Below are 25559 nucleotides of genomic sequence, written 5' to 3'. Positions count from 1 at the left end.
ATTCTGCCGTATTACCCCCTCTTCGCCCAAGATCCTGCGGTCAGATCTTCGCCCGGCTGCCTTCGAGGATGAGACCGGCGATCTTGCTGGCGGCGGGCGTCAGCGTGCTGCCGCTGCGGCGGATGAGGCCGTAGGGTTCCACCTCGATGCCCAGTTCCACAGGCAGCACGCCGTAAACGGTGCCTTCGTCCTGGGCAAAGGCGTCGGCGACGGCCTTGGCGACGGGCGCGATGGAATCGCTGCCGCGGATGATGGCGAGCGTCAGCAGGAAGGACGCGGTGGAGAGCTGCTGGCGCGGCGGGGGGAGCCCAAGGCTGCTCAGGCGGCGGATGACGGCGCGGCCCAGCACGCTGTCGGGGCTCGGCATCACCCAGTCGTGCCGGATGATGTCTTCGAGGGCCGCATTGCCCGACTGCAGAAGCGGATGGTCATGGCGGACCATCAGGCTGACAGGTTCCGGCTCCATCACCTCCATCTCCACCAGCGTGGGATCGCTGATGCCGACGAGGCGCCCCACGGCAAAGTCGATCCGGCCGGCCATCAGCGCCTTGCACAGATTGTCGGACGTATCGACGATCACTTCGATCAGCAGGCCTGGATTGAGCTCCCGCGCCCTCTGGACGGCCGGCAGCACGTGCTCGATGGACGGAGCCGTCACCGAGCCGATGCGCACCTCGCCCTTGCTGCCTTCGGCCAGTTCCTCGATCTCCCGGCCCGCATCATCCAGCTCCTGCAGGATGCGGGCGGCACGGCGGGCCAGCGCCTGTCCGCTGCTGGTCAGCGAAAGGCCGCGCCCCTCGCGCTGGTGCACCGGCTGGCCGATGATGCGCTCCACGTCCGCAAGCAGCCGGGAGGCGGCGGGCTGCGTCATCCCCAGAAGTGTTGCGGCGACGCTGACCTGCGGCCGCTCGCCCAAAGTGGCCATCAGCCGAAGATGTGAGAGTTTCAGGCCGCGCTGGTGCAGGCTGCTGGTGCGGAAGGAGTCATTCATATCTGATTTGCTATGTTTGATGGATATAATCGAATTTGACAGTTATGTTTGGCCGGTGCAAGCCTTCCCGCGGTGAATGGACCCCAAGCTGCGGAGAAGCGGCGGGGCCAAAGACCATTTGACGCCCTATGCGCTTAGGGCGGGGGAGGAAACTGATATGAAACTGACGAAACGCGCCTTCATGGCGCTGACCCTTGCTGGCACCCTGCTTGCTGCTCCGGCCATGATGACGTCCAGCGTCTTCGCACAGGACAAGGGGTCCATTGGTATTTCCATGCCGACCAAATCGTCCGCCCGCTGGATTTCCGACGGCAACTCGATGGTTGAGCAGTTCCAGAAGGCCGGTTTCCGCACCGATCTTCAGTATGCCGAGGATGACATCCCGAACCAGCTGGCGCAGATCGAGAACATGATCACCAAGGGTGTGAATGTGCTCGTGATTGCCGCCATCGACGGCACCACCCTGTCGAACGCGCTGGAAAACGCCAATGCGGCCGGCATCAAGGTGATCGCCTATGACCGCCTGATCCGCGACAGCGGCAACGTCGACTATTACGCCACCTTCGACAACTTCAAGGTCGGCGTGCAGCAGGCGGAAAGCCTGGTGAAGGGCCTGAAGGAGCGGTTCCCGGATGCAAAGCCGTGGAACGTGGAACTGTTCGGCGGCTCGCCGGACGATAACAACGCCTACTTCTTCTACAACGGCGCCATGTCGGTTCTGCAGCCGCTGATCGATTCCGGTGAAGTTGCCGTTCCGTCCGGCCAGATGGGCATGGATGTTGTCGGCACACTGCGCTGGGATGGTGCCGTGGCTCAGGCCCGCATGGATAACCTGCTCTCCGCCAACTATGGCAGCCGCCAGGTGAATGGCGTGCTGTCTCCCTATGACGGCTTGTCCATCGGCATCCTGTCCTCGCTCAAGGGCGTGGGCTACGGTTCCGGCGACCTGAAGATGCCGATCGTTACCGGTCAGGACGCTGAGGTTCCCTCGGTGAAGTCGATGATTGCCGGTGAGCAGTATTCCACGGTGTTCAAGGACACCCGCGAGCTGGCCCGCGTCACCGTTGGCATGGCCGAAGCCCTGCTGGGCGGTTCCGAGCCGGAAATCAACGACACCACGACCTATGACAATGGCGTCAAGGTGGTGCCGTCCTACCTGCTCGAGCCGGTCTCGGTCGATGCCAGCAACTATGAAGAGATCCTCGTCGGCTCCGGCTACTACACCGCCGATCAGCTGAAGTGATCTGACATCCGCATGCAGGGCCCGCTCCGCTGAGACCGGGGCGGGCCTCCTGCATCCTGCAAGGTTCCCCCTGCAAGGCTCCTCTGAGAGGTTCGATGGCAACCCTTCTGGAAATGCGCGGCATCTCCAAGGTCTTCCCCGGCGTCAAGGCGCTTGACCGGGTGAATCTGACCGTGGAAGAGGGCGAAATTCACGCCATATGCGGCGAAAACGGCGCGGGCAAGAGCACTTTGATGAAGGTGCTGTCCGGCGTCTATGGTTACGGCTCCTATGAGGGCGATATCATCTATGCCGGCGAGACGCTGCAGATGCGCTCCATCAAGGACAGCGAAGCCAAGGGCATCATTATCATTCACCAGGAGCTGGCGCTGGTGCCGCTCCTGTCCATCGCCGAGAACCTGTTTCTCGGCAACGAGGTCGCCACCAACGGCGTGATCAACTGGCCGCAGACCTTCTCGCGCACGGCTGAATATCTGAAGAAGGTGGGCCTCAGCGAATCTCCGGCCACCAAGGTGGAGAAGCTGGGTGTCGGCAAGCAGCAGCTTGTCGAAATCGCCAAGGCACTGGCCAAGGACGTGCGGCTGCTCATCCTGGATGAGCCGACGGCGGCATTGCAGGAGAACGACAGCCAGAAGCTGCTCGACCTGATGCTGGAGTTGAAGGCGCAAGGGGTGACCTCCATCCTGATCTCGCACAAGCTCAACGAGATTTCCCGCGTTGCCGACCGCATCACCATCCTGCGCGACGGCACCACGGTGTCCACGATCGACCGGGCGGATATCTCGGAAGAGCGGATCATCCGCGACATGGTGGGCCGCGACATGGCGCACCGCTATCCGGACCGGGAGCACAAGCCCGGCGAGATGCTGATGGAAGTGTCGGGCTGGAACGTCTGGCACCCGGAAGTGCGCGAGCGTCAGGTCATTTCGGATGCCGCCTTCACCGTCCGTCAGGGCGAGATCGTCGGCATTGCCGGTCTGATGGGCTCGGGCCGCACGGAACTGGCGATGAGCATCTTCGGCAAGGCCTATGGCCGCAACATCTCCGGCTCTGTCCGCATGCGCGGCAAGGAGGTGGATACCTCGACCGTGTCGAAGGCCGTGGACGCGGGGCTCGCCTATGTGACGGAAGACCGCAAGGAACTTGGGCTGATCCTGGACGAGCCGATCGTGCGCAACATCAGCCTCGCCAATCTGGCAGGCATTGCCACCAAGGGCGTTCTGGACAAGCACCGCGAGAAGAAGGTCGCGGAAGAATACCGCCGCGCCATGTCCATCCGCACCCCGGGCGTACACCAGAAGGCGGTGAATCTTTCGGGCGGAAACCAGCAGAAGGTGGTGCTGTCGAAGTGGCTCTTCACCGATCCGCAGGTGCTCATCCTGGATGAGCCGACACGCGGCATCGACGTGGGCGCCAAGTTCGAAATCTACACGATCATGAACGAACTGGTCGCGCAAGGACGCGGGGTCGTCATGATCTCGTCGGAGATGCCGGAACTTCTGGGCATGTGCGACCGCATTTATGTGATGAACGAGGGACGGATCGTCGGCGAGCTCGGCAAGGCGGAAGCCAGCCAGGAGCGGATCATGGCCATGATCCTCAAGACAGTGAACAAGGAAAAGGTGGCGTGATGGCGGGGCAAACGGCATCTGAACGCAAGGATCTGAGCACGCTTCTGGGCGGACATCTCAGGGAAAACGGCATGCTGATGGCGCTGGTTGCCATCGTTGCCTTCTTCACCATCGTGCTGCAGCTCCGGGATCAGCCGGTCAACTTCCTGCAGCCGCAGATCATCACCAACGTGTTCCTGCAGAACGGGCATATCATCGTTCTGGCGCTGGGCATGCTGCTGGTCATCGTTGCCGGACACATCGACCTGTCGGTCGGCTCGGTCGCAGCCTTCACCGGTGCCATCGCGGCCTGGCTGACGGTGCAGCAGGGGCTGCCCTATTACGTGGTCATTCCGCTGACGCTGATCGTCGGCGGCATCATCGGCGCCATGCAGGGCTACTGGATCGCCTTCTGGCGCATTCCCTCCTTCATCGTGACGCTGGCCGGGATGATGGTGTTCCGCGGTGCCACCATGTGGATGCTGGGCGGACAGAACATCGGTCCCTTCCCGCGGGAATTCCAGGCCATGTCCAATGGCTTCATCCCGGATCTCCTGGGCATCGGCCGTCCGCATGGGCTGACGCTGCTGATCATTGCCGTTGCCATTCTGGCTGTGTTCCTCTTCGGCCTGCGGGGCCGGGCACGCGAGAAGCAGTTCAGTGTGGTGCAGGAGCCGATGGCCTTCTTCGTGGGCCGCAATGTGCTGATCGCGCTGGCGCTGGCTTTCGTCGGCTATCAGCTCTCCTCGTTCCGGGGGCTGCCGAATGTGCTGGTGGTGGTGACGCTGCTGACGGTGCTCTACGCCTTCCTGACGGAAAACACATCGCTCGGCCGGCGCATCTATGCGGTGGGCGGCAACGCAAAGGCCGCCAAGCTCTCCGGGATCAAGACAGAGCGGCTGGTGTTCTTCTGCTTCGTCAACATGGGCGTGCTGGCCGCGCTCGCTGGCATGATGGTGACGGCCCGCCTCAATTCGGCAACGCCGAAGGCGGGCACGGGCTTCGAGCTGGTGGCGATCGCTTCGGTCTTCATCGGCGGGGCGTCCATGACGGGCGGCTCCGGCAAGATCATGGGCGTGGTTATTGGCGCGCTCTTTATGGGCGTGATGAACATGGGCATGTCGATCATGAGCATCGGCATCGACTATCAGCAGATGATCATCGGTCTCGTCCTCCTCGCCGCCGTCATCTTCGACGTCTACAGCAAGAACAAGTGAGGCTTTCATGCTGATTTCCCAGCTCCGCAATCCGGATGGCTCCATCTCCGTCGTGGTTCGTGATGGAGACAAGGCCGCGATCCTGCGCGGCACGGCCAGCACCTATGAACTGGCCATGGCCGCCGCTTCCAGCGGGCGCAGCCTGAAGGCCGTGATCGAAGAGCGCGGCCTTGGCGAGGCCGTCGATCTGGCGCAGGCCGCTGTCGAGGGCCGTCTGATGCTTCCGATCACCCATCCGGACCCGGCGCATCTGCACCTGACCGGCACGGGCCTCACCCATCTGGGTTCGGCTTCGGCCCGCGATGCCATGCACGCGAAGCTCGAAGGCGCCGAGACGCTGACCGATTCCATGAAGATGTTCCGCATGGGTCTGGAAGGTGGCCGCCCGGACAGCGGCGCTGTGGGCGCGCAGCCGGAGTGGTTCTACAAGGGCAACGGCTTTGCCGCCGTTGCCAGCGGTGAGCCGCTGGAAGCGCCCGGCTTTGCCGAGGACGGCGGCGAGGAGCCGGAACTTGCCGGCATCTATGTGATCGCCCCCGATGGCACGCCCTGCCGCGTGGGCTGGGCGGTGGCCAATGAGTTCTCCGACCATGTGACCGAGCGGGTGAACTATCTGTGGCTTGCCCATTCCAAGCTGCGCCACGCCTCCTTCGGCCCGGAAATTCTGGTGGGTGACATGCCCGCAGATGTGCGCGGCACGTCCCGCATCCGCCGCGATGGCAAGGTGCTGTGGGAAAAGCCGTTCCTGTCGGGCGAGGCCAACATGTCGCATACGCTAGCCAATCTGGAGCACCACCACTTCAAGTACGGCCTCTTCCGCCAGCCGGGCGATGTGCATGTGCACATGTTCGGCACGGCGACCCTGTCCTTCGCCGATGGTGTGCGCACGCAGGCAGGTGATGTTTTCGAGATCGAGGCAGAAGGCTTCGGTCTGCCGCTCGTCAATCCCCTGGTCTTCGCGCCCAAAGAAACCGGCGCCCTGACTGTCAAAGCACTGTGAGACCGAGATGACCTTCAAACCCGCTCCCTGGCCCCGCAAGCTCCGTTCGCAGGAATGGTTCGGCGGCACGTCGCGCGATGCCATCTATCATCGCGGCTGGATGAAGAACCAGGGCTTCCCGCATGACCTGTTCGATGGCCGCCCGGTCATCGGCATCCTCAACACCTGGTCTGAACTCACCCCCTGCAACGCCCATCTCAATGATCTGGCGCAGCGGGTGAAGAATGGCATCTACGAGGCAGGCGGCTTCCCGGTGGAAGTGCCGGTGTTCTCCGCCAGCGAGAGCGCCTTCCGCCCGACCGCGATGATGTTCCGCAACCTTGCGGCCATGGCGGTGGAAGAGGCAATGCGCGGCCAGCCGATGGATGGCTGCGTGCTGATGGTGGGCTGTGACAAGACCACGCCCAGCCTGCTGATGGCCGCTGCCTCCACTAACTTGCCGTCCATCGTCGTCACCGGCGGCCCGATGCTCAACGGATATTACCGCAACGAGCGCGTCGGCTCCGGCACGCATCTGTGGAAGTTCTCCGAAGCCGTGAAGGCTGGCGAGATGACCGCTGCCGAATTTGCCGAGGCTGAAGCCTCCATGTCGCGCAGCCCCGGCTCGTGCAACACCATGGGCACGGCTTCCACCATGGCCAGCATGGCCGAAGCCCTCGGCATGGCCCTGTCCGGCAATGCCGCCATTCCGGCAGTGGACAGCCGCCGCCGCGTGATGGCACAGATGACCGGCCGCCGCATCGTGCAGATGGTGAAGGACGACCTGAAGCCGTCCGATGTGATGACCAAGCAGGCCTTCGAGAATGCCATCCGCACCAATGCGGCCATCGGCGGCTCGACCAATGCGGTGATCCATCTGCTGGCAATCGCCGGCCGTGTCGGCATCGACCTGTCGCTGGACGACTGGGACCGCTGCGGCCGTGACATCCCGACGATCGTCAACCTGATGCCCTCCGGCAAGTATCTGATGGAAGAGTTCTTCTATGCAGGCGGCCTGCCGGTGGTGATCAAGCGCCTTGGCGAAGCGGGCCTGCTGCACAAGGATGTGCTGACCGTTTCGGGCGAAAGCATGTGGGATCAGGTCAAGGACGTTGTGAACCACAACGAGGACGTGATCCTGCCCGCCGACAAGGCGCTGACCCAGTCGGGCGGCATCGTCGTTCTGCGCGGCAATCTTGCGCCGAAGGGCGCGGTGCTGAAGCCGTCCGCCGCCACTCCGTCGCTGATGAAGCACCGTGGCCGGGCCGTGGTTTTCGAGGACATCGACGACTACAAGGCCAAGATCAACGACGAGGCGCTCGACATTGACGAGACCTGCGTGATGGTGCTGAAGAACTGCGGCCCGCGCGGCTATCCCGGCATGGCCGAGGTGGGCAACATGGGCCTGCCGCCGAAGGTGCTGCGCAAGGGCATCACCGACATGGTGCGCATTTCCGACGCCCGCATGTCCGGCACCGCCTTCGGCACCGTGCTGCTGCACACCTCGCCCGAAGCTGCCGTCGGCGGCCCTCTGGCCGTGGTGCAGGATGGTGACTTCATCGAGCTGGACGTGGAAGCCCGCCGCATTCATCTCGACATTCCGCAGGACGAGCTGGATCGCCGCCTTGCCGCCTGGACGCCGCGCATCACCCCGCCGGACAGCGGCTATGCCATGCTGCACCACAAGCATGTCACGGGCGCCGACACCGGGGCTGATCTTGACTTCCTCAAGGGCTGCCGTGGTGCCCCGGTGGGCAGGGACTCGCACTGATGTCCGCAAGCCTTCCCGTTGCGCTGGTGGGCATCGGCAAGATCGCCGTTGACCAGCATGTGCCCGCTCTGGCCGCCAGTTCCGACTGGCGGCTTGAGGCAACCGTTTCCCGTCAGGGGCAGGTGGACGGCGTGCCGTCCTACCGCGATTTCGCGCAGATGCTGGCGGAGAGGCCCGACATTTCCGTGATTTCCCTGTGCCTGCCGCCGGTGCCGCGCTTCACCTATGCGCAAGCGGCGCTGAAGGCCGGCCGTCACGTGATGCTGGAAAAGCCGCCGGGAGCCACGCTTGCCGAAGTGCATGCGCTGGAAGCTCTGGCGGCTGAACGGGGGCTGACGCTGTTCGCCACCTGGCACAGCCGCATGGCCAATGCGGTGGAGCCGGCTCGCCAGTGGCTCTCCACCCGCAAGGTCACCCGCGCCCACATCACCTGGCGCGAGGATGTGCGCAAGTGGCATCCCGGTCAGGACTGGGTGTTCGAGCCGGGTGGCATGGGTGTGTTCGATCCGGGCATCAATGCCCTGTCGATCCTGACCGCCATTCTGCCCATGCCGGTTCATCTCGTCAGTGCCGAACTCACCTTCCCAGAAAACCGCCAGACGCCGATTGCGGCGGATCTGACGTTTTCCGGCAATGTCTCGGCGGACTTCGACTGGCGGCAGGAAGGCCCGCAGACCTGGGATATCGAGGTCGAGACGGACGCCGGATCGCTGGTTCTGCGCAAGGGCGGGGCGGAGATGGAAACCTCGGACGGTGAACGGATTGAAGGTCCGGACCGTGAATATCCGCGCCTCTATGCCCATATGGCAGAACTGGTGCGTGGCGGAAGACGGGATGTGGACTTGACGCCCATGGTCCATGTGTCCGATGCCATGACCCTTGGACGGCGGCTTGTGACCGAGCCGTTCCACTTCTAATCAAAGAGAGAGATCATGCTGACCGGAAAGCACCTGATCGCCGGAGCCTGGGTTGCAGGTTCTGAAGTCTTTTCCTCCTCGCCCGTCACGGGCGAGCCCCGCCAGTTCGCCGCTGGCGGCCCGGCGGAGGTGGATGCGGCGGTGAAGGCCGCCGAAGCAGCGTTTGCCGCCTATGCAGCAACCTCGCGTGAGGAGCGCGCCGTCTTCCTGGAGTGCATCGCCACGGAAATCGAGGCACGCGGTGCGGAAATCACCGAAGTGGCTGCCGCCGAAACCGCGCTGCCCACCGCCCGCCTTGAGGGCGAGCGCGGCCGCACCACCGGCCAGCTGCGCCTGTTTGCCGCCCATATCCGCAAGGGCGAATATCTGGACGTGCGCAAGGACGCGGCCCTGCCGGACCGCGCACCGCTGCCGCGCCCGGAAATCCGCCTGATCCAGCGCCCCATCGGCCCGGTGGCCGTGTTCGGTGCTTCCAACTTCCCGCTGGCCTTCTCCACGGCCGGTGGCGACACCGCCAGCGCCCTCGCTGCCGGCTGCCCGGTGGTGGTCAAGGGTCATCCGGCCCATCCCGGCACGGGCGAACTGGTGGCGCAGGCCATTGACGCGGCGATCAAGGCCTGCGGCATGCCGGCCGGCGTGTTCTCGCTGGTGCAGGGCCCGTCGCGGGAGCTGGGCGAGGCGCTGGTGCGCCATCCGCTGATCAAGGCCGTCGGGTTCACCGGGTCGCTGGGCGGCGGGCGTGCGCTGTTCGACCTGTGCGCCGCGCGCCCCGAGCCGATCCCCTTCTTCGGCGAGCTGGGCAGCGTCAACCCGGTCTTCGTTCTGCCCGCAGCCCATGCGGCGCGCGGCGAGGCGATCGCCAAGGGATGGGCAGGCAGCCTGACCATGGGCGTCGGCCAGTTCTGCACCAACCCCGGCCTCGTGCTGGTCATGGACGGGGCAGGGGCTGATGCCTTCATCGCCACGGCGGAAGCAGCCCTGAAGGAAGTCGCGCCGCAGACCATGCTGACGGACGGCATCGCGTCGGCCTTTGCCGCTGGCGCTGAAAAGATCGCCGCCACGGGCGCTGCCAAGGCCCGCCTCACCGGCACCTGCCCGGCCCGTCAGGCCGCACCGCACCTCTTCGAGACGACAGGCGCGCAGCTGCTCGCCAATCCGGCACTGACGCATGAAGTCTTCGGCCCGCTCGGCATCGCCGTGCGCGTCAAGGACAAGGAAGAGCTGGCCCGCATCGCCGAAAGCTTCGAGGGCCAGCTGACCGTGACCCTGCAGATGGATGATGGCGACGTGGAACTCGCCAGCAGCCTGATGCCGGTGCTGGAGCGCAAGGCAGGCCGTATCCTTGCCAACGGCTTCCCGACCGGCGTGGAAGTCTGCGACGCCATGGTCCACGGCGGCCCCTATCCGGCCTCGACCAACTTCGGCGCCACCTCGGTCGGCACCATGGCCATCCGCCGCTGGGTTCGCCCCGTCAGCTACCAGAACCTCCCCGAGGCCCTTCTGCCCGCAGACCTGCGCTGATCCGGCAAGAGCTTCCCTGAATCACCAGGCCCCCGGCAAGCGATTGCCGGGGGCTTCTGTTTGTGCGGCTTCTTCCCGCCTTCCATTGTTTTCCGTCATGCCATGGCTTGACCATGGCATCCATCCCCTGACCTGCTGGATCTGGGAAAGTTCAAGTGAGTACAATGAGTTAAGGTTGCGTGGTGTGGTTTGGAGAGGGCGTGGCGTGGATGCCATGGTCGAGCCATGGCATGACGAAGACGGTGGGGCTGATGTGCTTTTCTCAGGCTTGGTTCTCATCCCTCATGCAGCGGATTTTGGCTTTCTGGAGCAGGTGATGGTGCCGGGGAAGAGCGTGCCGGTCTTCCTCAAACTCTCATTTCTCCGTCATGCCATGGCTTGACCATGGCATCCATTCCCTGACCTGCTGGGTTGGAAAAAGTGTAAGTGAATACAATGAGTTAATCTTACGTCGTGCCGTTTGGAGAGGGCGCGGCGTGGATGCCATGGTCGAGCCATGGCATGACGAAGACGGTGGGGTTGATGTGCTTTTCTCAGGCTTGGTTCTCATCCCGCATGACGGGTGCTTTCGCCTTTTTGAACGGGTAGTGGTGCCGGGACAGAGCGCGTGTTTATCCCGCAGCCTTTCGATTTCCGTCATGCCATGGCTTGACCATGGCATCCATTCCCTGACCTGCCGGATCTGGGAAAGTTCAAGTGAGTACAATGAGTTAATCTTACGTCACGCCGTCTGGAGCGGTCACGGCGTGGATGCCATGGTCGAGCCATGGCATGACGAAGGAGGAAAGGTTCCCCCTTCATCACCCCTCATGCCGGCGGCGGATGGTGGCCGGGCGGCCGGGGAGGGTGAGGCGAGTGGTGTTGCGGGGGCGCTCGGAGACAACCTTGCCTTTGGAGACAACCGCCAGCCGGTCCGGCCGCAGGCGCAGGGCTTCCACAGGGTTGCCGGCATCCAGCACCACCAGCGACGCCTTGCAGCCGGGCGCAAGGCCATAGCCTTCCAGATTGAGGATCTTCGCGTTGTCTTCCGTCACCATGCGGAAGCAGCGGGCCATTTCCGCCGGGTGGGTCATCTGCGCCACATGCAGGCCCATGAAGGCCACGTCCAGCATGTCGGCGGTGCCGAGCGAGTACCACGGATCGAGCACGCAATCCTGACCCCAGCCTACGGTGATGCCGTGGGCCTGCATCTCCTTCACCCGCGTCAGGCCTCGCCGCTTGGGGTAGGTGTCGTGGCGGCCCTGCAGGGTGATGTTGATCAGCGGATTGGGAATGGCCGCCATGCCGCTTTCCGCGATCAGCGGCAGCAGCTTGGAGACATAATAGTTATCCATGGAATGCATGGAGGTGAGGTGGCTTCCGGCCGCCCGCCCGCCAAGGCCATGGCGCGTTACTTCGGCGGCCAGCGTTTCCACGTGGCGGCTCATCGGATCGTCGGTTTCGTCACAGTGCAGATCCAGCATCAGCCCGCGTTCGGCGGCAAGGCGGGCGAGATCCTTCACGGAAGCCATACCGTCTTCCATGGTGCGCTCGAAATGCGGGATGCCGCCGACCACATCGACTCCCATGTCGAGCGCCCGCAGCACATTCTCGCGGCCCGTCTTCGTGCGGTAGAGCCCGTCCTGCGGGAAGGCAACGAGCTGCAGGTCGAGATAAGGCGCGACGATGCGCTTGACCTCCAGCATGGCTTCCACGCCGCGCAGGTGATCCGGTGTCGTGTCCACATGGGTGCGGATGGCGAGAAGGCCCATGGATACGGCCCAGTCGCAATAGGTGAGGGCGCGGGACACCATGTCCTCGACGCTGGCAATCTCGCGCAGTTCGCCCCACAGCGAGATGCCCTCCAGCAGCGTGCCGGAAGCATTCACCCGGGGCAGGCCGTAGGACAGCGTTGCATCCATGTGGAAATGCGGGTCAACGAAGGGCGGGGAGACGAGATCGCCCGTGGCGTCGATCACGCGGGCCGCATTGGCAAAGGCTCCGTCATCGAGACGGCGTACTTCGGCAATGCGCTCGCCCGTGATGGCGATGTCGGCAGTGGTGCCATCGGGCAGGGTGCCGCCCTTGATGATGAGGTCGAACATCAGCGTTCCCCCTTGTTGAAGGGCTGCATCAGCGCGGCTGGCACTTCGGCCCGCCGGGACATGAGGATGAGCGCCAGAATGGACAGGGTGAAGGGCAGCATAAGGAACACCTGATAGGGCACGATGGCGCCAAAGCCCGTTTGTTGCAGGCGGACCTGCAGCGCATCGAAGGCGGCAAAGAGGATGGCGCCCAGCACCGCCTTGCCCGGCTTCCAGGCGCCGAAGACGACGAGGGCGATGCAGATCCAGCCGCGGCCGTTGATCATCTCGAAGAAGAAGGACGAGAAGGCCGAGAGCGTCAGAAACGAGCCGCCGACTGCCATCAGGCCCGAGCCGAAGACGACCGCGCCCATGCGCAGGGCCGTGACCGAAAGCCCCTGAGCCTCCACCGCTGCCGGGTTCTCGCCCGCAGCACGCACCGCAAGGCCGAGCGGCGTGCGGTAGAGCACGAGTGCGATGATCAGCGCCGTCAGAAAGGCGGCATAGGTGAGGGCGGTCTGGCTGAACAGCGCCTCGCCCACCAGCGGCAGGCTGGACAGGCCCGGAATGGGCAGCGGCTGGAAAGGGGTAATCTTTGGCGGGCTGGTTACTTCCGGCAGCAGCAGGCGGTAGGCGAAATAGCTGGAGGAGGTGGCCAGCATGGTGACGCCAAGGCCCACCACATGCTGTGACAGGCCGAAGGGCACGGTCAGCACCGCATGGATGAGGCCGAAGGCCATGCCGGCCATCATGGCCGCCGCAACGCCCCACCACAGCGGCGCGCCCATGTAGACGGCCACCCAGCCGGTGAAGGCGCCGATGACCATGATGCCCTCGATGCCGAGGTTGAGGACACCCGCGCGCTCGCAGATGAGTTCGCCCATGGTGGCGAAGATCAGCGGCGAAGCGATGCGGATGGCCGCAGCCCAGAGGCTGGCGGAGAGCAGGATGTCCAGAAGCTCGTTCATCCGCGCCTCACCCGGTAGCGTGTCAGAAGGATGGCCAGCACCATGAAGAGCAGCGCGATGGCCAGCAGCATGTCGGCGATGTAGGACGGTACGCTGGCGGCACGGCTCATGCTGTTGGCGCCAACGAAAATGCCAGCCACGAAGATGGCCGAGGGCACGACGGCGAGCGGGTGCAGCAGCGCCAGCATGGCAACGACGATGCCCGTGTAGCCGAAGTTGGCCGACAGATCGAGGCTGAGGTGGCCCTTGAGGCCGGAGACCTCGCTGAAGCCGGCCATGGCGGCAAGGCCGCCGGAGAGCAGCGCGGTCTTCACCAGCACCATATTGACCGGAATGCCGGCAAAGCGTGCGGCCTTCTGGTTGAGGCCGGTGGCGCGGATCTCGTAGCCAAGGGTGGTGCGGGTCTGGATGACCCAGACCGCAACGGCGGACATCAGCGCCAGCGCAAAGCCCCAATGCAGGCGGAGGCCGTCGATGATGCGCGGCAGGCGGGCATCCTTGGCCAGCGCCGCCGACTTCGGCCAGCCCATGCCTGCCGGATCCTTCATCGGGCCTTCCAGCAGGTAGGAGACGAAGAGCAGCATGATGAAGTTGACGAGCAAGGTCGTCACCACTTCATCGACGCCGAAGCGGGTTTTCAGCAGAACCGGCGGCAGCAGCATGGCGGCACCTGCCAGCATCGCAGCACCGGCCATGAGCGCCAGCAGGGGCACCTGCGGCAGGCCGGTGACATGAGCGCCAATCAGCGCCGCAACGATGGCCCCGGCATAAAGCTGGGCCTCTGCACCGATGTTCCACAGCCGCGCCCGAAAGGCGACGGCAACGGCAAGGCCGGTGAAGATCAGCGGCGTTGCCCGGTTGAGGGTTTCCAGCAGAGCAAACTTGCTGCCCGCAGCGCCCTTGACGATGAGCCCCAGCGTCTGGAACGGGTCTGCCCCGGCAATCAGCGCCAGCAGCGATCCCGCCACCACGGTGAGCCCCAGCGCAAGGGCCGGAAGCCCCGCACGGCGCAGCAGGCTGGGGTTGGCGACCGGCTCAAGCCGCATGATCAAATCCTTGTCCGGTCATCCACAGACCAAGCTGTTCCGTGGTGAGGCTGCCGCGGGCAAAGCCGGGCGAAAGGCGGCCCTCATAGACCACGTGAATGACATCCGAAAGCCGCTGCACCTCGTCCAGATCTTCCGAGATCAGCAGGACGGCTGCCCCTGCATCGCGGGCGGCGATCAGGCGCGAATGCACGAAGGTGATGGCGCCGATGTCGAGCCCGCGCACCGGCTGGTTGGCGAGGATCACATGCGGGCCCGGCTCCAGCACGCGGCCGAGGATCAGCTTCTGCATGTTGCCGCCGGACAGCAGGCGGATGCGGGTGTCCGGCCCCGGGCAGCGGATGTCATAGGTGTCGATGATGTGCTGCGTGAAATATTCGGCGGCCGCCCGGTTCATCCATCCGGCGCGGGAGAAGGGGCGCTGGTGGTAGGTTTCCAGAATGGCGTTTTCGGTCAGGCTGAAGTCGGCGATGGTGCCGGTCTTGTGCCGGTCTTCCGGAATGCGGGCGATCCCGGCGCGGACGGCCGCTTCCGGTGTCCAGCGCAGCGGCACGGTGCCTTCCACATGAATATGGCCCTGATCCGGGCTGGCGAGCCCGGCGACGAGATCAGAGAGCGCGGCCTGGCCATTGCCGGAAACCCCGGCCAGCCCGGTGATCTGGCCGGCCTTCAGCTCCAGCGTCACACGCTTGAGGCCTGGCGCGCCCTCCTGGTCGGGCGTCGATACATTGCGCAGGGCAAAGATGGTGCGGCCCGGCTTGGCGGTGGAGGGAGCGAGTTCCGGCACATCGCCGCCGACCATCAGCGCGGCCAGCTCGCGGGCGAAGGTTGCGGCGGTGCCGCGTTCGGCCACCACCTTGCCGTGGCGCAGCACCACGCAGCGGTCTGCCACGGCCATCACCTCATGCAGCTTGTGGCTGATGAAGACGATGGACAGGCCGATGGCCACGGCGCGCTTCAGCGTCGCAAACAGGGCATCGGTTTCCTGCGGTGTCAGGACGGCGGTGGGCTCATCGAGAATGAGAATGCGAGCATTGCGGTAGAGCGCCTTCAGGATCTCCACCCGCTGCTTTTCACCCACCGACAGGCTTGAGACGCGGGCATCCGGATCGACCTTGAGGCCGAAGTCCTCGGACAGGGCGCGGATGCGCTGGCGGGCGGCACCAAGGCCGAGCGACAGGCGGAACAAAGGCGCCGTACCCAGCACGATGTTTTCCGCAACGCTCAGGTGTTCGGCCAGCGTGAAATGCTGATGCACCATGCCGACGCCTGCCGCGAGCGCGGCGCGCGGGCGGCCCGGCGGCAGTTCCCTGCCGAAGACTTCAACCGTGCCCTCATCGGCGGTGTAATGGCCGAAGAGGATGTTCATCAGCGTGGTCTTTCCAGCACCGTTTTCCCCGAGCAGGGCGACGATCTCGCCCCGGTTCAGGGTCAGGCTGATGCTGTCATTGGCGGTGAGGGCCCCAAAGCGCTTGGTGATGCCGTTGAGGCGCAGGACGGTCTCCTGCGCCTCCTTGTCAGAGATACTCACGAGGATTTGGGCTCGTCGTCATTGATGGTAACGGTGAAGCTGCCGTCCTTGATCGCGGCCTCGCGGGCGTTGACGAGATCCATGGCAGCGGCAGGAACCTTGCCCTCGAAAGTGCCGAGCGGGGCAAGCGAGCAGCCGCCTTCCTTCATGAAGGAATAGACGCCGTAGTCCTCCGCCTTGAAGCTGCCTGCGGCAACGGCCTCGATGGCCTTGTTCAGCGTCGGCTCGAAATGCCACAGGGCCGAGGCCACCACGGTTTCCGGATAATCGGACTGGGTGTCGATGACGTTGCCGATGGCCAGCACACCGCGCTCCTTGGCCGCATCCGACACGCCGAAACGCTCCGCATAGAGAAGGTCCGCGCCGCCGTCGATCATGGCGAAGGCGGTTTCCTTGGCCTTCGGGGGATCAAACCAGGAGCCGATGAAGCTGACCTGGAAGGTGGCATCCGGGCGGGTTTCCTTGACGCCGGCCATGAAGGCATTCATCAGGCGGTTGACTTCCGGAATGGGGAAGCCGCCGACCATGCCGATCTTGCCGGACTTGGTCATGGCACCGGCGATGATGCCGGAGAGATAAGACGCGTCCTGGATGTAGTTGTCGAAGACGGACAGGTTGGCAAGGCTTTCTTCCGGCTTGAAGGACGAGCCCATCAGGAAGGCGGTTTCCGGATAGTCGGCGGCCACTTCACGGGCTTCCTGCTCCACGCCGAAGATCTCGCCGACGATCAGCTGCGCGCCGCCCTCGGCATATTCGCGCATGACACGCGGATAGTCGGTGTTGCTGGTGTTCTCCGAGAATGTGTACTCGATGAGACCAGCCTTCTTCGCCGCTTCCGCAGCGATATGAATGCGGCTCACCCACTGCTGCTCGACGGGAACCGTGTAGATCCCGGCAACCTTGAGAGGTGTTTGCGCAAATGCAATCCGGGGCAGCAATGCGCTGCCTGCAAAGGCTGCGCCTGCGCCAAGAAGAAGGCCGCGGCGGCTGACGTCAAAACTGGATCTGCTCTTCATCTGGAGTTCCTTCTGTCGCTGTCCCTGCTTTTTGACCGGATGGTAAGGCGTTCAAAACTGTACCTGCAAGATGAATATCGAGGCATGCCGTTTTGTACGTCACTTTCTTTTTGTCCTGCCGTTTTTCGTGAGCCGGGTCATTATGCCAGCTTCGTAAGCGCCCTGCTGAAATTGCAGGCTATTGCCGTGCTTATGCCCTGCATAATCGGCCTCGCCGACAAAACTCAAGGCCCCGGAGGAAACCAGTTGGGGTTAGCAGGGCTGCGATCCGGTCTTTGCGAAAGTGCCCCCGCGAACAATGGTGCTGGCAGCTTATGCCCAGTCTTTGGATGCTGACGTGTCACGGCTTGAAATTGCCCGGACGCCGCCGCGGGAGCGGATGACCACTATGCGATGTTTACCATCCTGAGAATCAGGCCGGCCGCTGCGCAGCCGGCGAGAACCGTCACCGGGCCGAGCCTGAAGTGGAACACCGCAACAAGTGCGGCCAGCACCAGCGCCGCGGCAGGCAGGTTCAGCGTGGACCAGACGGGCACATCGATATTGAGACCGAAGGATGTGATTACCCGGACCTTGTCGAAAACAACATGCAGACCGAACCAGACAGCAAGATTCAAGATCACACCCACGACGGCGGCCGTGATTGCGGTCAGGGCCGCTGTCAGCACCTTGTTGCCGCGCAAGCGTTCGATGAAGGGGGCACCGAGGAAGATCCAGAGGAAGCAGGGCGTGAACGTCACCCAGGTTGTCAGGAGGCCACCCAGAGTTCCCGCCATCAACGGCGATATGCTGCCTGAATCGCGAAAGGCTCCCATGAAGCCTACGAACTGCGTCACCATGATAAGCGGTCCGGGCGTGGTTTCGGCCATGCCCAGCCCGTCCAGCATCTCACCGGGGGCGAGCCAGCCGTAATTCTGCACCGCCTCCTGCGCGACATAGGCGAGAACAGCATAAGCGCCTCCGAAGGTCACCACGGCCATGACGCTGAAGAAGCCAGCGATCTGGGCAAAGACGTTGGCCGGACCGAAAACGACGAACAGCAGGGCAACTGGTGCCAGCCAGAGCACGAGGAACACCGCGGAGACGCGAAACGCCCAGCCGCGGTTGACTTGCGTGTGTTCCGGCGTCTCCTCGCCGAGCAGAGTATCGGCATCATCGACCTGGATCTTGCCTACCTTGCCGTGGCTGCCGCCATGGAAGGTGCGCAAGCCGGCACGGGCGCCAAAGAAGCCTGCAAGGCCTGCCGCCAGAATGATGAGCGGAAACGGGATGGCAAAGCCGAAGATCGCCACGAAGGAGGCGGCGGCGATGGCGGCCATTGTCCGGTTCCTGAGCGCGCGTGAGCCGATCCGGATAACCGCCTGCATCACGATGGCAAGCACCGCGGCCTTCAGTCCGAAAAACAGCGCTTCGACTGGTCCGGCATTGCCATAGAGGGCATAAATCCAGCTGAGCGCCATGATCGCCACAACACCTGGCAGCACAAACAGGACGCCTGCGATGATGCCGCCCAGCGTGCGGTGCATGAGCCAGCCGATATAGACGGCCAGCTGCATTGCCTCTGGTCCGGGCAGCAGCATGCAGTAGTTGAGCGCATGAAGAAAACGCTTCTCGCCCGGCCAGCGCTGCTCTTCGACGAGGATACGGTGCATAAGTGCAATCTGGCCGGCGGGGCCTCCGAAGCTCAAGAGGCCGATGCGGGCCCAGATGCGGGTGGCCGCAGCCAGTGTTGGATATGCATGGTCCTTCATTGGTCTGCCTTCGGCTTGTTGGTGGGCCAGTTGTGAGTCTCGCCGGTAGCGTCCCGCGCCCAGCGATAGAATGCGTCGTAAAGGAGCATTCCGGCTTCCAGTTGCTCCAGATCGTCGGAATACATCCGCGACAGGCCGAGCGAGGCCGCCAGCAGGCCTGCGGCCTCGGGGGCGAGGTCGAGGCGGGCGGTATCGGCGCCGCGCACGATGGTGGCCAGGTGATCGAGCGCGGGAATGGCCAGGCCGAACTCGGCCAGCATCACATCAAAGGTGCAAAGCTCCCCCCGATGGCTCCAGAACACGTCTTCGATGTCGAAGGGCGAGGCGTTGTAATACCCGGCTACGCCCACCACTTCGGCGGGGGCTACGAACAGGATGACCGCACGGGGATCGAGAAAACGCCGGATCAGCCAGGGACACGCGATGCGGTCAATCTTGGGGCGCGAGCGCGTGACCCAGACGGTGCGGCCCTGTGCATCACGTGCGGGCAGCTTCGCCGGGTCGACGAGCGGCAGCCCGGCAGAACGCCAGGCATCGAACCCGCCCTCAAGATACTCCGAGGAGCATTTTTCAGCGCGCAGCCATGCTGCCGTCCCCTGGCTGCGCCGGTGACCGGCCTGACATATGGCGACGGATGGCTGCCCGCCGAGCCGCGGCGCGAGTGCAGCCAGCGCCTGATCGTTGATCCGGGTGGCACCGGGGAGCAGCCGTGGATCGGCAGCGAAATCCTCCTCGGACCGAACATCGAGCAAGAGCGGTGCTCGAGGTGTTCCGATGAGGCGGGTGAGTTTGTCAAACGAAATGGCATTGGGCGCAGGCATGTGCGTTCCTCCGTCGCCGGGGTTGTACTGGAACGCGATCTTCAGCTGGCGCCTCGTGGGGAGCTCGCAATCCCCATGGTTTTAGATACGAAGGACCGGGCCGCCACGTCAAGAACCCGATATGCGCCGACACCTGCATCCGCTGCTCCGGTCCATCCATGATCGCGTTTTGGCTCGGGCGCGAATCTGTGGAAACGGCCCAGATCCATTTCCCAGCGGCCCCCCGCTCTTTTCGAAGCCCGCTGGCATAAGACGCATGAGTCCACCACCGGCAGAGGCTTTTCCGCCTCGAAACATGCGTGTGGCTCTGTGTCAAAAAAACCTCTTGAACCTCTAGCCGCTAGAGGTGCTAGCCCATGGGTCATGACCTGAAATGCCCGTTCGTTGGGCAAGGAGATGACCATGAGCAAGCATGAGGCGGCTTCTGTCTTTGAGTGGACCGTGACGGGCATGGACTGCGGGTCCTGCGCGGGCAAGATCAAGGGCGCGGTGGAGCGCCTGCCGGGTGTGAGCGCCGTTGAGGTGGCGTTGATGAGCGAGCGGCTGCGCCTGCAACTGGATGAAAGCCAGACAAGGCGGCAGACGGTGGAAAAGGCCGTCAGTGCCCTTGGCTTCGGCATCAGCCCCCGCGCCGGACAGGAGCAAGGCCAATCCGGCAAGGCCGCTGGCTGCTGCGGGCATGAGCATCACGGCCATGACCATGATGATGGCCATGGACATGGACACCATCACGATCATGCCCATGGAGATGCACATAGCCACAGTCACGGTCACGAAGACGAGAAGCCGCTGGCCGATGGCAGCCGCCGGGCGTGGCATCAGACGGGCAAGGGGCGGCTGGTCATCCTGACCGGCGGGCTGCTGGCTCTGGCCTGGGCCGCGCATTTCGTCTTGCCGCCGCAGGTCGGGGCCTGGGTCTTCACCGTGGCCTGCGTCATCGGCGTTGCGCCCGTTGCCCGGCGCGCCTTTGCCGCCCTGGCTGCCGGAATGCCCTTCACCATCGAGATGCTGATGACCATTGCCGCCGCCGGTGCGCTGGCGATCGGGGCGGCGGAAGAGGCGGCGCTGGTGGTGTTTCTCTTTGCCGTGGGCGAGGTGCTGGAGGGCGTTGCCGCCAACCGGGCGCGCGATGGCATCCGGGCTCTGGCGCGGCTGGTGCCGAAAACCGCGCTTCTGGAAACGGACAGCGGAACGCGGCAGGTGGCGGCGGAAAGCCTTGCGCCGGGGCAGATGGTGCTGGTGCGGCCGGGAGATCGCATTCCCGCCGATGGCGTCATCCGCTCCGGCATTTCCGGCATCGATGAAAGCCCGGTCACGGGGGAAAGCGTGCCGGTGACCAAGGGCGAGGGGGCGGATGTCTTCGCGGGCTCCATCAACACCGAAGCCGCCCTCAGCGTTGAAGTGACCCGGGCGGCGGCGGACAACACCATCGCCCGCATCATCAAGCTGGTGGAGGAGGCGGAAAGCGCCCGTGCCCCCACCGAGCGCTTCATCGACCGGTTCAGCCGCTACTACATGCCTTTCATCGTGCTGCTGGCGGCCACGGTCGCTGTTGTGCCGCCGCTCGGGTTTGGCGGGGAGTGGAACACCTGGATCTACCGGGCCCTGTCGCTGCTCCTGATCGGTTGCCCCTGTGCGCTGGTCATTTCGGTGCCGGCCTCCATTGCCTCGTCCCTGTCTGCAGGCGCACGCCGTGGCCTCCTCATGAAGGGCGGTGCCGTGATCGAAGCCATCGCGCAGGTGAAGACGGTCACCTTCGACAAGACCGGCACGCTGACGGCTGGCCGCCCGCAGGTGGTGGACGTGGTTCCCTTTGGCGGGTTTGACGTGCTGGAGGTGACCTCTGCCGCAGCCTCCGTCGAGGCCGGGTCGTCGCATCCGCTGGCGAAAGCCATCCTCACCCGCGCGCAGGAGACCGGGGCGAGCGTTCTTCCCTCATCCGGGGCGCGGGCCATGGCCGGGCGCGGTGTCGAGGCACTGGTCGCAGGAGAGTTGCTGCAGGTGATCTCTCCGCGCCATGCCAGCGAAACCGGCCTGCTGCCGCAAGAGGCGGCGGCGCAGGCGGAACGGCTGGAAGGCGAAGGCAAGACGGTTGTCTGCGTCATCCGGGCCGGAAACCTTGCCGGACTTCTGGCCCTGCGCGATGAACCGCGGGAGGACGCCCGCGAGGCGATCACCCTGCTGGAACGGCTGGGGGTTGGTGCCGTCATGCTGACGGGGGACAATGCCCGCACGGCGGCCGCGATTGCCACCGGTCTTGGCCTCACGCAGCGCGCGGAGCTGATGCCGGAGGACAAGGTGCGTGAAGTGCGTGCGCTGGCCGCTTCCGGCGGCGTGATGATGGTGGGCGACGGCATCAATGATGCGCCCGCCCTTGCGCAGGCGTCGGTGGGTGTCGCCATGGGCTCGGGCACGGATGTGGCGCTGGAAACGGCCCATGCTGCGGTCCTGCGCGACAGGGTGACCGATGTGCCCGCCCTCATCCGCCTTGCCCGCAAGGCGATGGGCAACATTCACCAGAACATCACCATCGCGCTGGGCCTGAAGGCGGTGTTCCTCGTCACCAGCATTCTCGGCATCACCGGCCTGTGGCTGGCGATCATGGCGGATACGGGAGCAACAGTGCTGGTGACGCTCAATGCGCTGAGGCTGCTGGCCTATGATCCGGCGAAGGAGGTTTGATCAAGGCTGCTGAAGCACAACCGGCAGGCCTGTGCCTGCCGGCCGCAAGAGGGAAAATCCGGTCATCATGCAAGGCTGCGCCATTCCGGGGAAACATGCCTTGCAGCTGGCATCACTTCCACTGCTGGGCGGTTGCTGCCTGGCAACCGTAAGGCGGCAGCTGGTTGCCGAAATTCACTTTCAGCTGGTTGCAGCCCCACTGGTTGAGGGGAGCAGGCATGTAGCTGTTCAGCGTTATTCCGATTTCGTCATAGGGGGTGTCCGTATTGGTGACATACTGATGCCAACGGAAGCCAAGGTATCCGCCGGTGACGGCAAGACCAATGGTTAGAGTGAGAAAAAATTTGACAAGTCTCACGAATTGATTTCCTCAAGATTTATCCTAATGGGCGGCGGACCCTAAATTTCTGCGCGTGATTCTTCAAGCGCATGGATAAGCTTCCTCGTCCGAGGAATGATCTGAGAGAGAGCTTATGCCAAATCCTGATGAGCCTGACGCGTCGGGATCTGGTCAAGCCCGTCCGGCGTTTGAGCCTTCTCAAGGCATGATGCGTCAGCTTCGCAAGACTTGGTATTGTAAGTCCGGGTGCCGCCGGTCTGTAAATTCTGGCCTTCAGGACACTGCAGCAAGGGATAATGCTGCCCGCCTGCAGCTGCAGGCATTGCTTGCAAGGCAGGGGCAAGCCCGGTTAGGTAGGCGGGTGTTGTGTGAAGGTGGCGGCTGCGCCGCTTTCCGGTCATCGGGATGAGATTCATGAATTTAAAGCTGGCATCCACCCTCGCTGGTGCTGCAATGATTTTTTCCGCCGGTCTGGCCACCGCCCAGACGGCAGGCGGCCTGCCGTCGGGCGCGTCCTCCGTCAAGGAGACCTTCGACGACTGGACTGTGACCTGCCTGTCGGGTGAAGGCGGCAAGCGCTGCGCCATCTCGCAGCAGCAGCAGGATCAGCAGACCCGCCAGATGGTGCTGCTCGCCGAATTCGCTCCGGCTGCCGATGGCGCCGTGAATGGCACGCTGGTTCTGCCCTTCGGTCTCAACCTTGATGGCGGCGTCAAGCTGACCGTCGATGAGCAGGAAAAGGGCACCGACGCCCGTTTCCAGACCTGCATGCCGGTCGGCTGCGTGGTGCCGCTGACCCTCAACAAGGATACGGTTGCCGCCATCCGCAAGGGCAACATTCTGAAGCTTGGCGTTCAGGCCGTTGCCGGCAATCCGCTGAACCTGCAGGTCTCCCTCAAGGGCTTCTCCGCCGCGCTGGACCGTTCGGCCGCGTTGCTGAAGTAAGGTTTTCTTCAAGGAAAAGCCGGGCTGCGGAGCACCGCAGCCCGGCTTTTTTGTCTTGTGTGTTGGTATCAGGCTGCGGCCAGTTTCTGCCTTGCCTTGATCTGCAGGAACACCACCGGCAGCAGCAGGACGATGCCCGCCGCCATCGTCTCAAGGCCCGGCGAGATGAACAGCAGCGAGACGATACCCGTCCACCAGCGCTCCAGCTTGCGCATCGGGGCGATGAAATAGCCGGAGAAGGCCACGCCGAGGCAGGCGATGCCGAGGGCCGCGCCCGTGAGCGTGATGGCAAAGGCGGACCAGGTGAAGTCGGCATTCACCAGCAGCAGCGACGGCGAATAGACGAAGACAAACGGTACCAGCGCCTTGGCAATGCCGAGGCGGAAGGCGGTGTTGCCCGTCTGGAACGGGTTGGACCCGGCAATTCCCGCCGCCGCATAGGCCGCAAGCGCCACCGGTGGCGTGATGTCGGCCAGAACCCCATAGTAGAACACGAAGAAATGGGCGACCAGCGGTTCCACCTGCTGTACGGCAAGGGCAGGGGCGGCGACAGCGACCAGAATGATGTAGGTGGCGGTGGTCGGGATGCCTGCGCCCATGATGATGCAGGCGATGGCAATCAGGATCAGCGAGACAAACAGGGTCCACTGGCCTGCGGTGAACAGCGACAGCGGCCATAGGGAGCCCAGGGTTGCCCCGATGTCGCCAGCGGTCTGGACGATGACATAGCCGATGCGGAAACCGACGCCGGTCAGCGTCACCACACCCACGACGATGCCGACGGTGGCTGCCGCAGTGCCGACCGCGAGCGTGTTGCGGGCACCGGCCGCCAGCGCATTATAGAGATCCTTCAGGTTCAGCCGGTCGGTGGGGTTGAGCACGCCGACGACGACACAGGCGATGATGCCATAGACGGCGGCATAATCGGGCGTGCGGCCGGAGAGGATCAGATAGACCAGAATGACCAGCGGGATGACCGACAGCCAGTGCTGCTTCAGCACGATGCCGAGCTTCGGCAGTTCGTCCCTGGTGAGGCCGCGCAGGCCGAGGCGCTTGGCTTCCAGATGCACCATGATGAGAATGCCGAAATAATGCAGCAATGCCGGGAACAGGGCTGCGGCCAGCACATCGCGCAGGGGGATCTGCAGATATTCCACCATGATGAAGGCGGCAGCACCCAGAATGGGCGGGGTGATCTGCCCGCCGGTGGAGGCGGTGGCTTCCACGGCGGCGGCAAAACGGGCCGGATAGCCGACACGTTTCATGGCCGGGATCGTCAGGGCGCCGGTCGTCACCGTGTTGGCGATGGAGGAGCCGGAGATGGTGCCCATGAAGGCGGAGGAGAAGATGGCGACCTTTGCCGGGCCGCCGGAATAGCGCCCGGCCAGCACCATGGCAACGTCGATGAAGAGCTGGCCGAGGCCGATGCGGGTGGCCAGCACGCCGAAGACGATGAACAGGAACACGTATTTCGCCATCACGCCGATGGCGATGCCGTAAATGCCCTGATTGGTCATGTAGAGGTGGTTGATGAGGCCCAGCCAGGAGGTGCCGCCATGTTTCAGCGCGCCGGGCATCCAGGGGCCGAACAGGGCAAAGCCCATGAACAGCAGCGCGATGATGGGCAGCGTCGGGCCGACAGAGCGGCGTGTCGCCTCCAGCGTCAGCAGCACCAGTGCCGAGCCGAAGAAGACGTCCTGCGTGGACGGATTGCCGACGCGCATGGCCAGCGTCTGGGCCGATTGCAGCGGCAGGTACATGGCGGCGGCCACGCCCAGGAGCGCCAGAGCGATATCGAGGATCGCCACGCCCTCGATCCGGTACCATGCCTTTTGCGGCAGCTGGTCGTTCATGCTGCGCCGCCAGGAGAACATCAGGAAGACGAGCGACAGGACGAAGGAGATATGGATTGCCCGGTGCATCAGTTCCGGGATCAGGGCAAAGCCGGCAGCATAGAAATGATATACCGACATGGCCACGAGGATGGCAGTGATCAGGTGGCCGATGCGTGGCCCGGTCGGGCGGAAGGCCGTCTCGGGATCGTATTTGCGCTCGATCTCGGCCAGTTGTTCGGCCGTCAGCGCGGGAGCCGGGGACGTGGTCATCGTGTGTCCTGTAACACCAGCGCGCAATGGGCCTGACACGTT

At 64.1% G+C, this 25559-nt stretch carries 20 protein-coding genes; 10 read left to right on the top strand and 10 right to left on the bottom strand.

Annotated features, from left to right (window positions below):
• Positions 1-40 precede the first annotated feature (40 nt).
• Positions 41-991: a LysR family transcriptional regulator gene (locus tag ACVNHC_RS10240; protein ID WP_050474811.1), complete on the bottom strand. Its 951-nt coding sequence runs from the start codon at positions 989-991 to the stop codon at positions 41-43.
• Between the two features lie 157 nt (positions 992-1148).
• Between ACVNHC_RS10240 and chvE the strand changes: the two genes are divergently transcribed.
• The 8 genes from chvE to ACVNHC_RS10200 all read left to right on the top strand — a co-directional run bounded on the left by chvE (position 1149) and on the right by ACVNHC_RS10200 (position 10631).
• On the top strand, positions 1149-2234 hold the full coding sequence (gene chvE / locus ACVNHC_RS10235) for a multiple monosaccharide ABC transporter substrate-binding protein (protein ID WP_122520712.1): 1086 nt from the start codon (positions 1149-1151) through the stop codon (positions 2232-2234).
• A gap of 95 nt (positions 2235-2329) precedes the next feature.
• A complete protein-coding gene (gene mmsA / locus ACVNHC_RS10230) occupies positions 2330-3865 on the top strand; it encodes a multiple monosaccharide ABC transporter ATP-binding protein (protein WP_050474813.1) in 1536 nt (511 codons plus the stop codon).
• Positions 3865-5061 carry a multiple monosaccharide ABC transporter permease gene (gene mmsB, locus ACVNHC_RS10225; protein WP_457167174.1) on the top strand — a complete coding sequence of 399 codons (1197 nt, stop codon included), beginning with the start codon at positions 3865-3867 and terminating at the stop codon, positions 5059-5061. Before mmsA ends, mmsB begins: the two co-directional genes overlap by 1 nt.
• A gap of 7 nt (positions 5062-5068) precedes the next feature.
• On the top strand, positions 5069-6061 hold the full coding sequence (gene araD1, locus ACVNHC_RS10220) for an AraD1 family protein (protein ID WP_457167173.1): 993 nt from the start codon (positions 5069-5071) through the stop codon (positions 6059-6061).
• 7 nt (positions 6062-6068) lie between these two features.
• Positions 6069-7811, top strand: a complete 1743-nt coding sequence (araD, locus tag ACVNHC_RS10215; RefSeq protein ID WP_457167172.1) for an L-arabinonate dehydratase — start codon at positions 6069-6071, stop codon at positions 7809-7811.
• Positions 7811-8728, top strand: a complete 918-nt coding sequence (locus ACVNHC_RS10210; RefSeq protein ID WP_457167171.1) for a Gfo/Idh/MocA family protein — start codon at positions 7811-7813, stop codon at positions 8726-8728. The genes araD and ACVNHC_RS10210 overlap by 1 nt, the downstream gene beginning before the upstream one ends.
• A gap of 15 nt (positions 8729-8743) precedes the next feature.
• Complete coding sequence (locus ACVNHC_RS10205) at positions 8744-10249, top strand: aldehyde dehydrogenase (NADP(+)) (RefSeq protein ID WP_457167170.1); 1506 nt, start codon at positions 8744-8746, stop codon at positions 10247-10249.
• Positions 10250-10454: 205 nt separating this feature from the next.
• Entirely contained in the window at positions 10455-10631 is a 177-nt protein-coding gene (locus ACVNHC_RS10200) for a hypothetical protein (RefSeq protein ID WP_457167169.1), read from the top strand.
• Positions 10632-11049: 418 nt separating this feature from the next.
• Here ACVNHC_RS10200 and ACVNHC_RS10195 read toward each other — a convergent pair whose 3' ends face one another.
• The 7 genes from ACVNHC_RS10195 to ACVNHC_RS10165 form a co-directional block, all read right to left on the bottom strand.
• Positions 11050-12336, bottom strand: coding sequence for an amidohydrolase family protein (locus tag ACVNHC_RS10195; protein ID WP_457167371.1), 1287 nt, complete (start codon positions 12334-12336; stop codon positions 11050-11052).
• A complete protein-coding gene (locus ACVNHC_RS10190) occupies positions 12333-13280 on the bottom strand; it encodes an ABC transporter permease (protein WP_457167168.1) in 948 nt (315 codons plus the stop codon). The genes ACVNHC_RS10195 and ACVNHC_RS10190 overlap by 4 nt, the downstream gene beginning before the upstream one ends.
• Positions 13277-14326, bottom strand: a complete 1050-nt coding sequence (locus ACVNHC_RS10185) for an ABC transporter permease (RefSeq protein WP_457167167.1) — start codon at positions 14324-14326, stop codon at positions 13277-13279. Before ACVNHC_RS10185 ends, ACVNHC_RS10190 begins: the two co-directional genes overlap by 4 nt.
• Complete coding sequence (locus ACVNHC_RS10180) at positions 14316-15857, bottom strand: ABC transporter ATP-binding protein (protein ID WP_457167166.1); 1542 nt, start codon at positions 15855-15857, stop codon at positions 14316-14318. The genes ACVNHC_RS10185 and ACVNHC_RS10180 overlap by 11 nt, the downstream gene beginning before the upstream one ends.
• Positions 15854-16873 carry a BMP family protein gene (locus ACVNHC_RS10175; RefSeq protein ID WP_457167165.1) on the bottom strand — a complete coding sequence of 340 codons (1020 nt, stop codon included), beginning with the start codon at positions 16871-16873 and terminating at the stop codon, positions 15854-15856. The genes ACVNHC_RS10180 and ACVNHC_RS10175 overlap by 4 nt, the downstream gene beginning before the upstream one ends.
• A gap of 386 nt (positions 16874-17259) precedes the next feature.
• On the bottom strand, positions 17260-18624 hold the full coding sequence (gene chrA / locus ACVNHC_RS10170; protein ID WP_457167164.1) for a chromate efflux transporter: 1365 nt from the start codon (positions 18622-18624) through the stop codon (positions 17260-17262).
• Entirely contained in the window at positions 18621-19445 is an 825-nt protein-coding gene (locus tag ACVNHC_RS10165; protein ID WP_457167163.1) for a chromate resistance protein ChrB domain-containing protein, read from the bottom strand. The genes chrA and ACVNHC_RS10165 overlap by 4 nt, the downstream gene beginning before the upstream one ends.
• A 396-nt stretch (positions 19446-19841) precedes the next feature.
• On the opposite strand from ACVNHC_RS10165, the gene ACVNHC_RS10160 reads away from it, so the two are divergent.
• Positions 19842-22127 carry a heavy metal translocating P-type ATPase gene (locus ACVNHC_RS10160; protein WP_457167162.1) on the top strand — a complete coding sequence of 762 codons (2286 nt, stop codon included), beginning with the start codon at positions 19842-19844 and terminating at the stop codon, positions 22125-22127.
• Between the two features lie 112 nt (positions 22128-22239).
• Here ACVNHC_RS10160 and ACVNHC_RS10155 read toward each other — a convergent pair whose 3' ends face one another.
• Positions 22240-22485 (bottom strand): hypothetical protein, encoded by a 246-nt coding sequence (locus ACVNHC_RS10155; protein ID WP_457167161.1) that lies wholly within the window; start codon positions 22483-22485, stop codon positions 22240-22242.
• A 396-nt stretch (positions 22486-22881) separates the two neighbouring features.
• Between ACVNHC_RS10155 and ACVNHC_RS10150 the strand changes: the two genes are divergently transcribed.
• On the top strand, positions 22882-23412 hold the full coding sequence (locus ACVNHC_RS10150; protein ID WP_457167160.1) for an invasion associated locus B family protein: 531 nt from the start codon (positions 22882-22884) through the stop codon (positions 23410-23412).
• A 68-nt stretch (positions 23413-23480) separates the two neighbouring features.
• On the opposite strand, the gene ACVNHC_RS10145 is transcribed toward ACVNHC_RS10150, so the two are convergent.
• The gene (locus tag ACVNHC_RS10145; protein WP_457167159.1) at positions 23481-25517 is read right to left on the bottom strand and encodes a TRAP transporter permease; all 2037 of its coding nucleotides are present in this window, start codon (positions 25515-25517) and stop codon (positions 23481-23483) included.
• Between the last annotated feature and the right edge of the window lie 42 nt (positions 25518-25559).

It is taken from the genome of Pannonibacter sp. Q-1, assembly GCF_054073275.1.
Note: the sequence above shows the minus strand (reverse complement) of the source record. Positions and strands in the feature narration are given on the sequence as shown.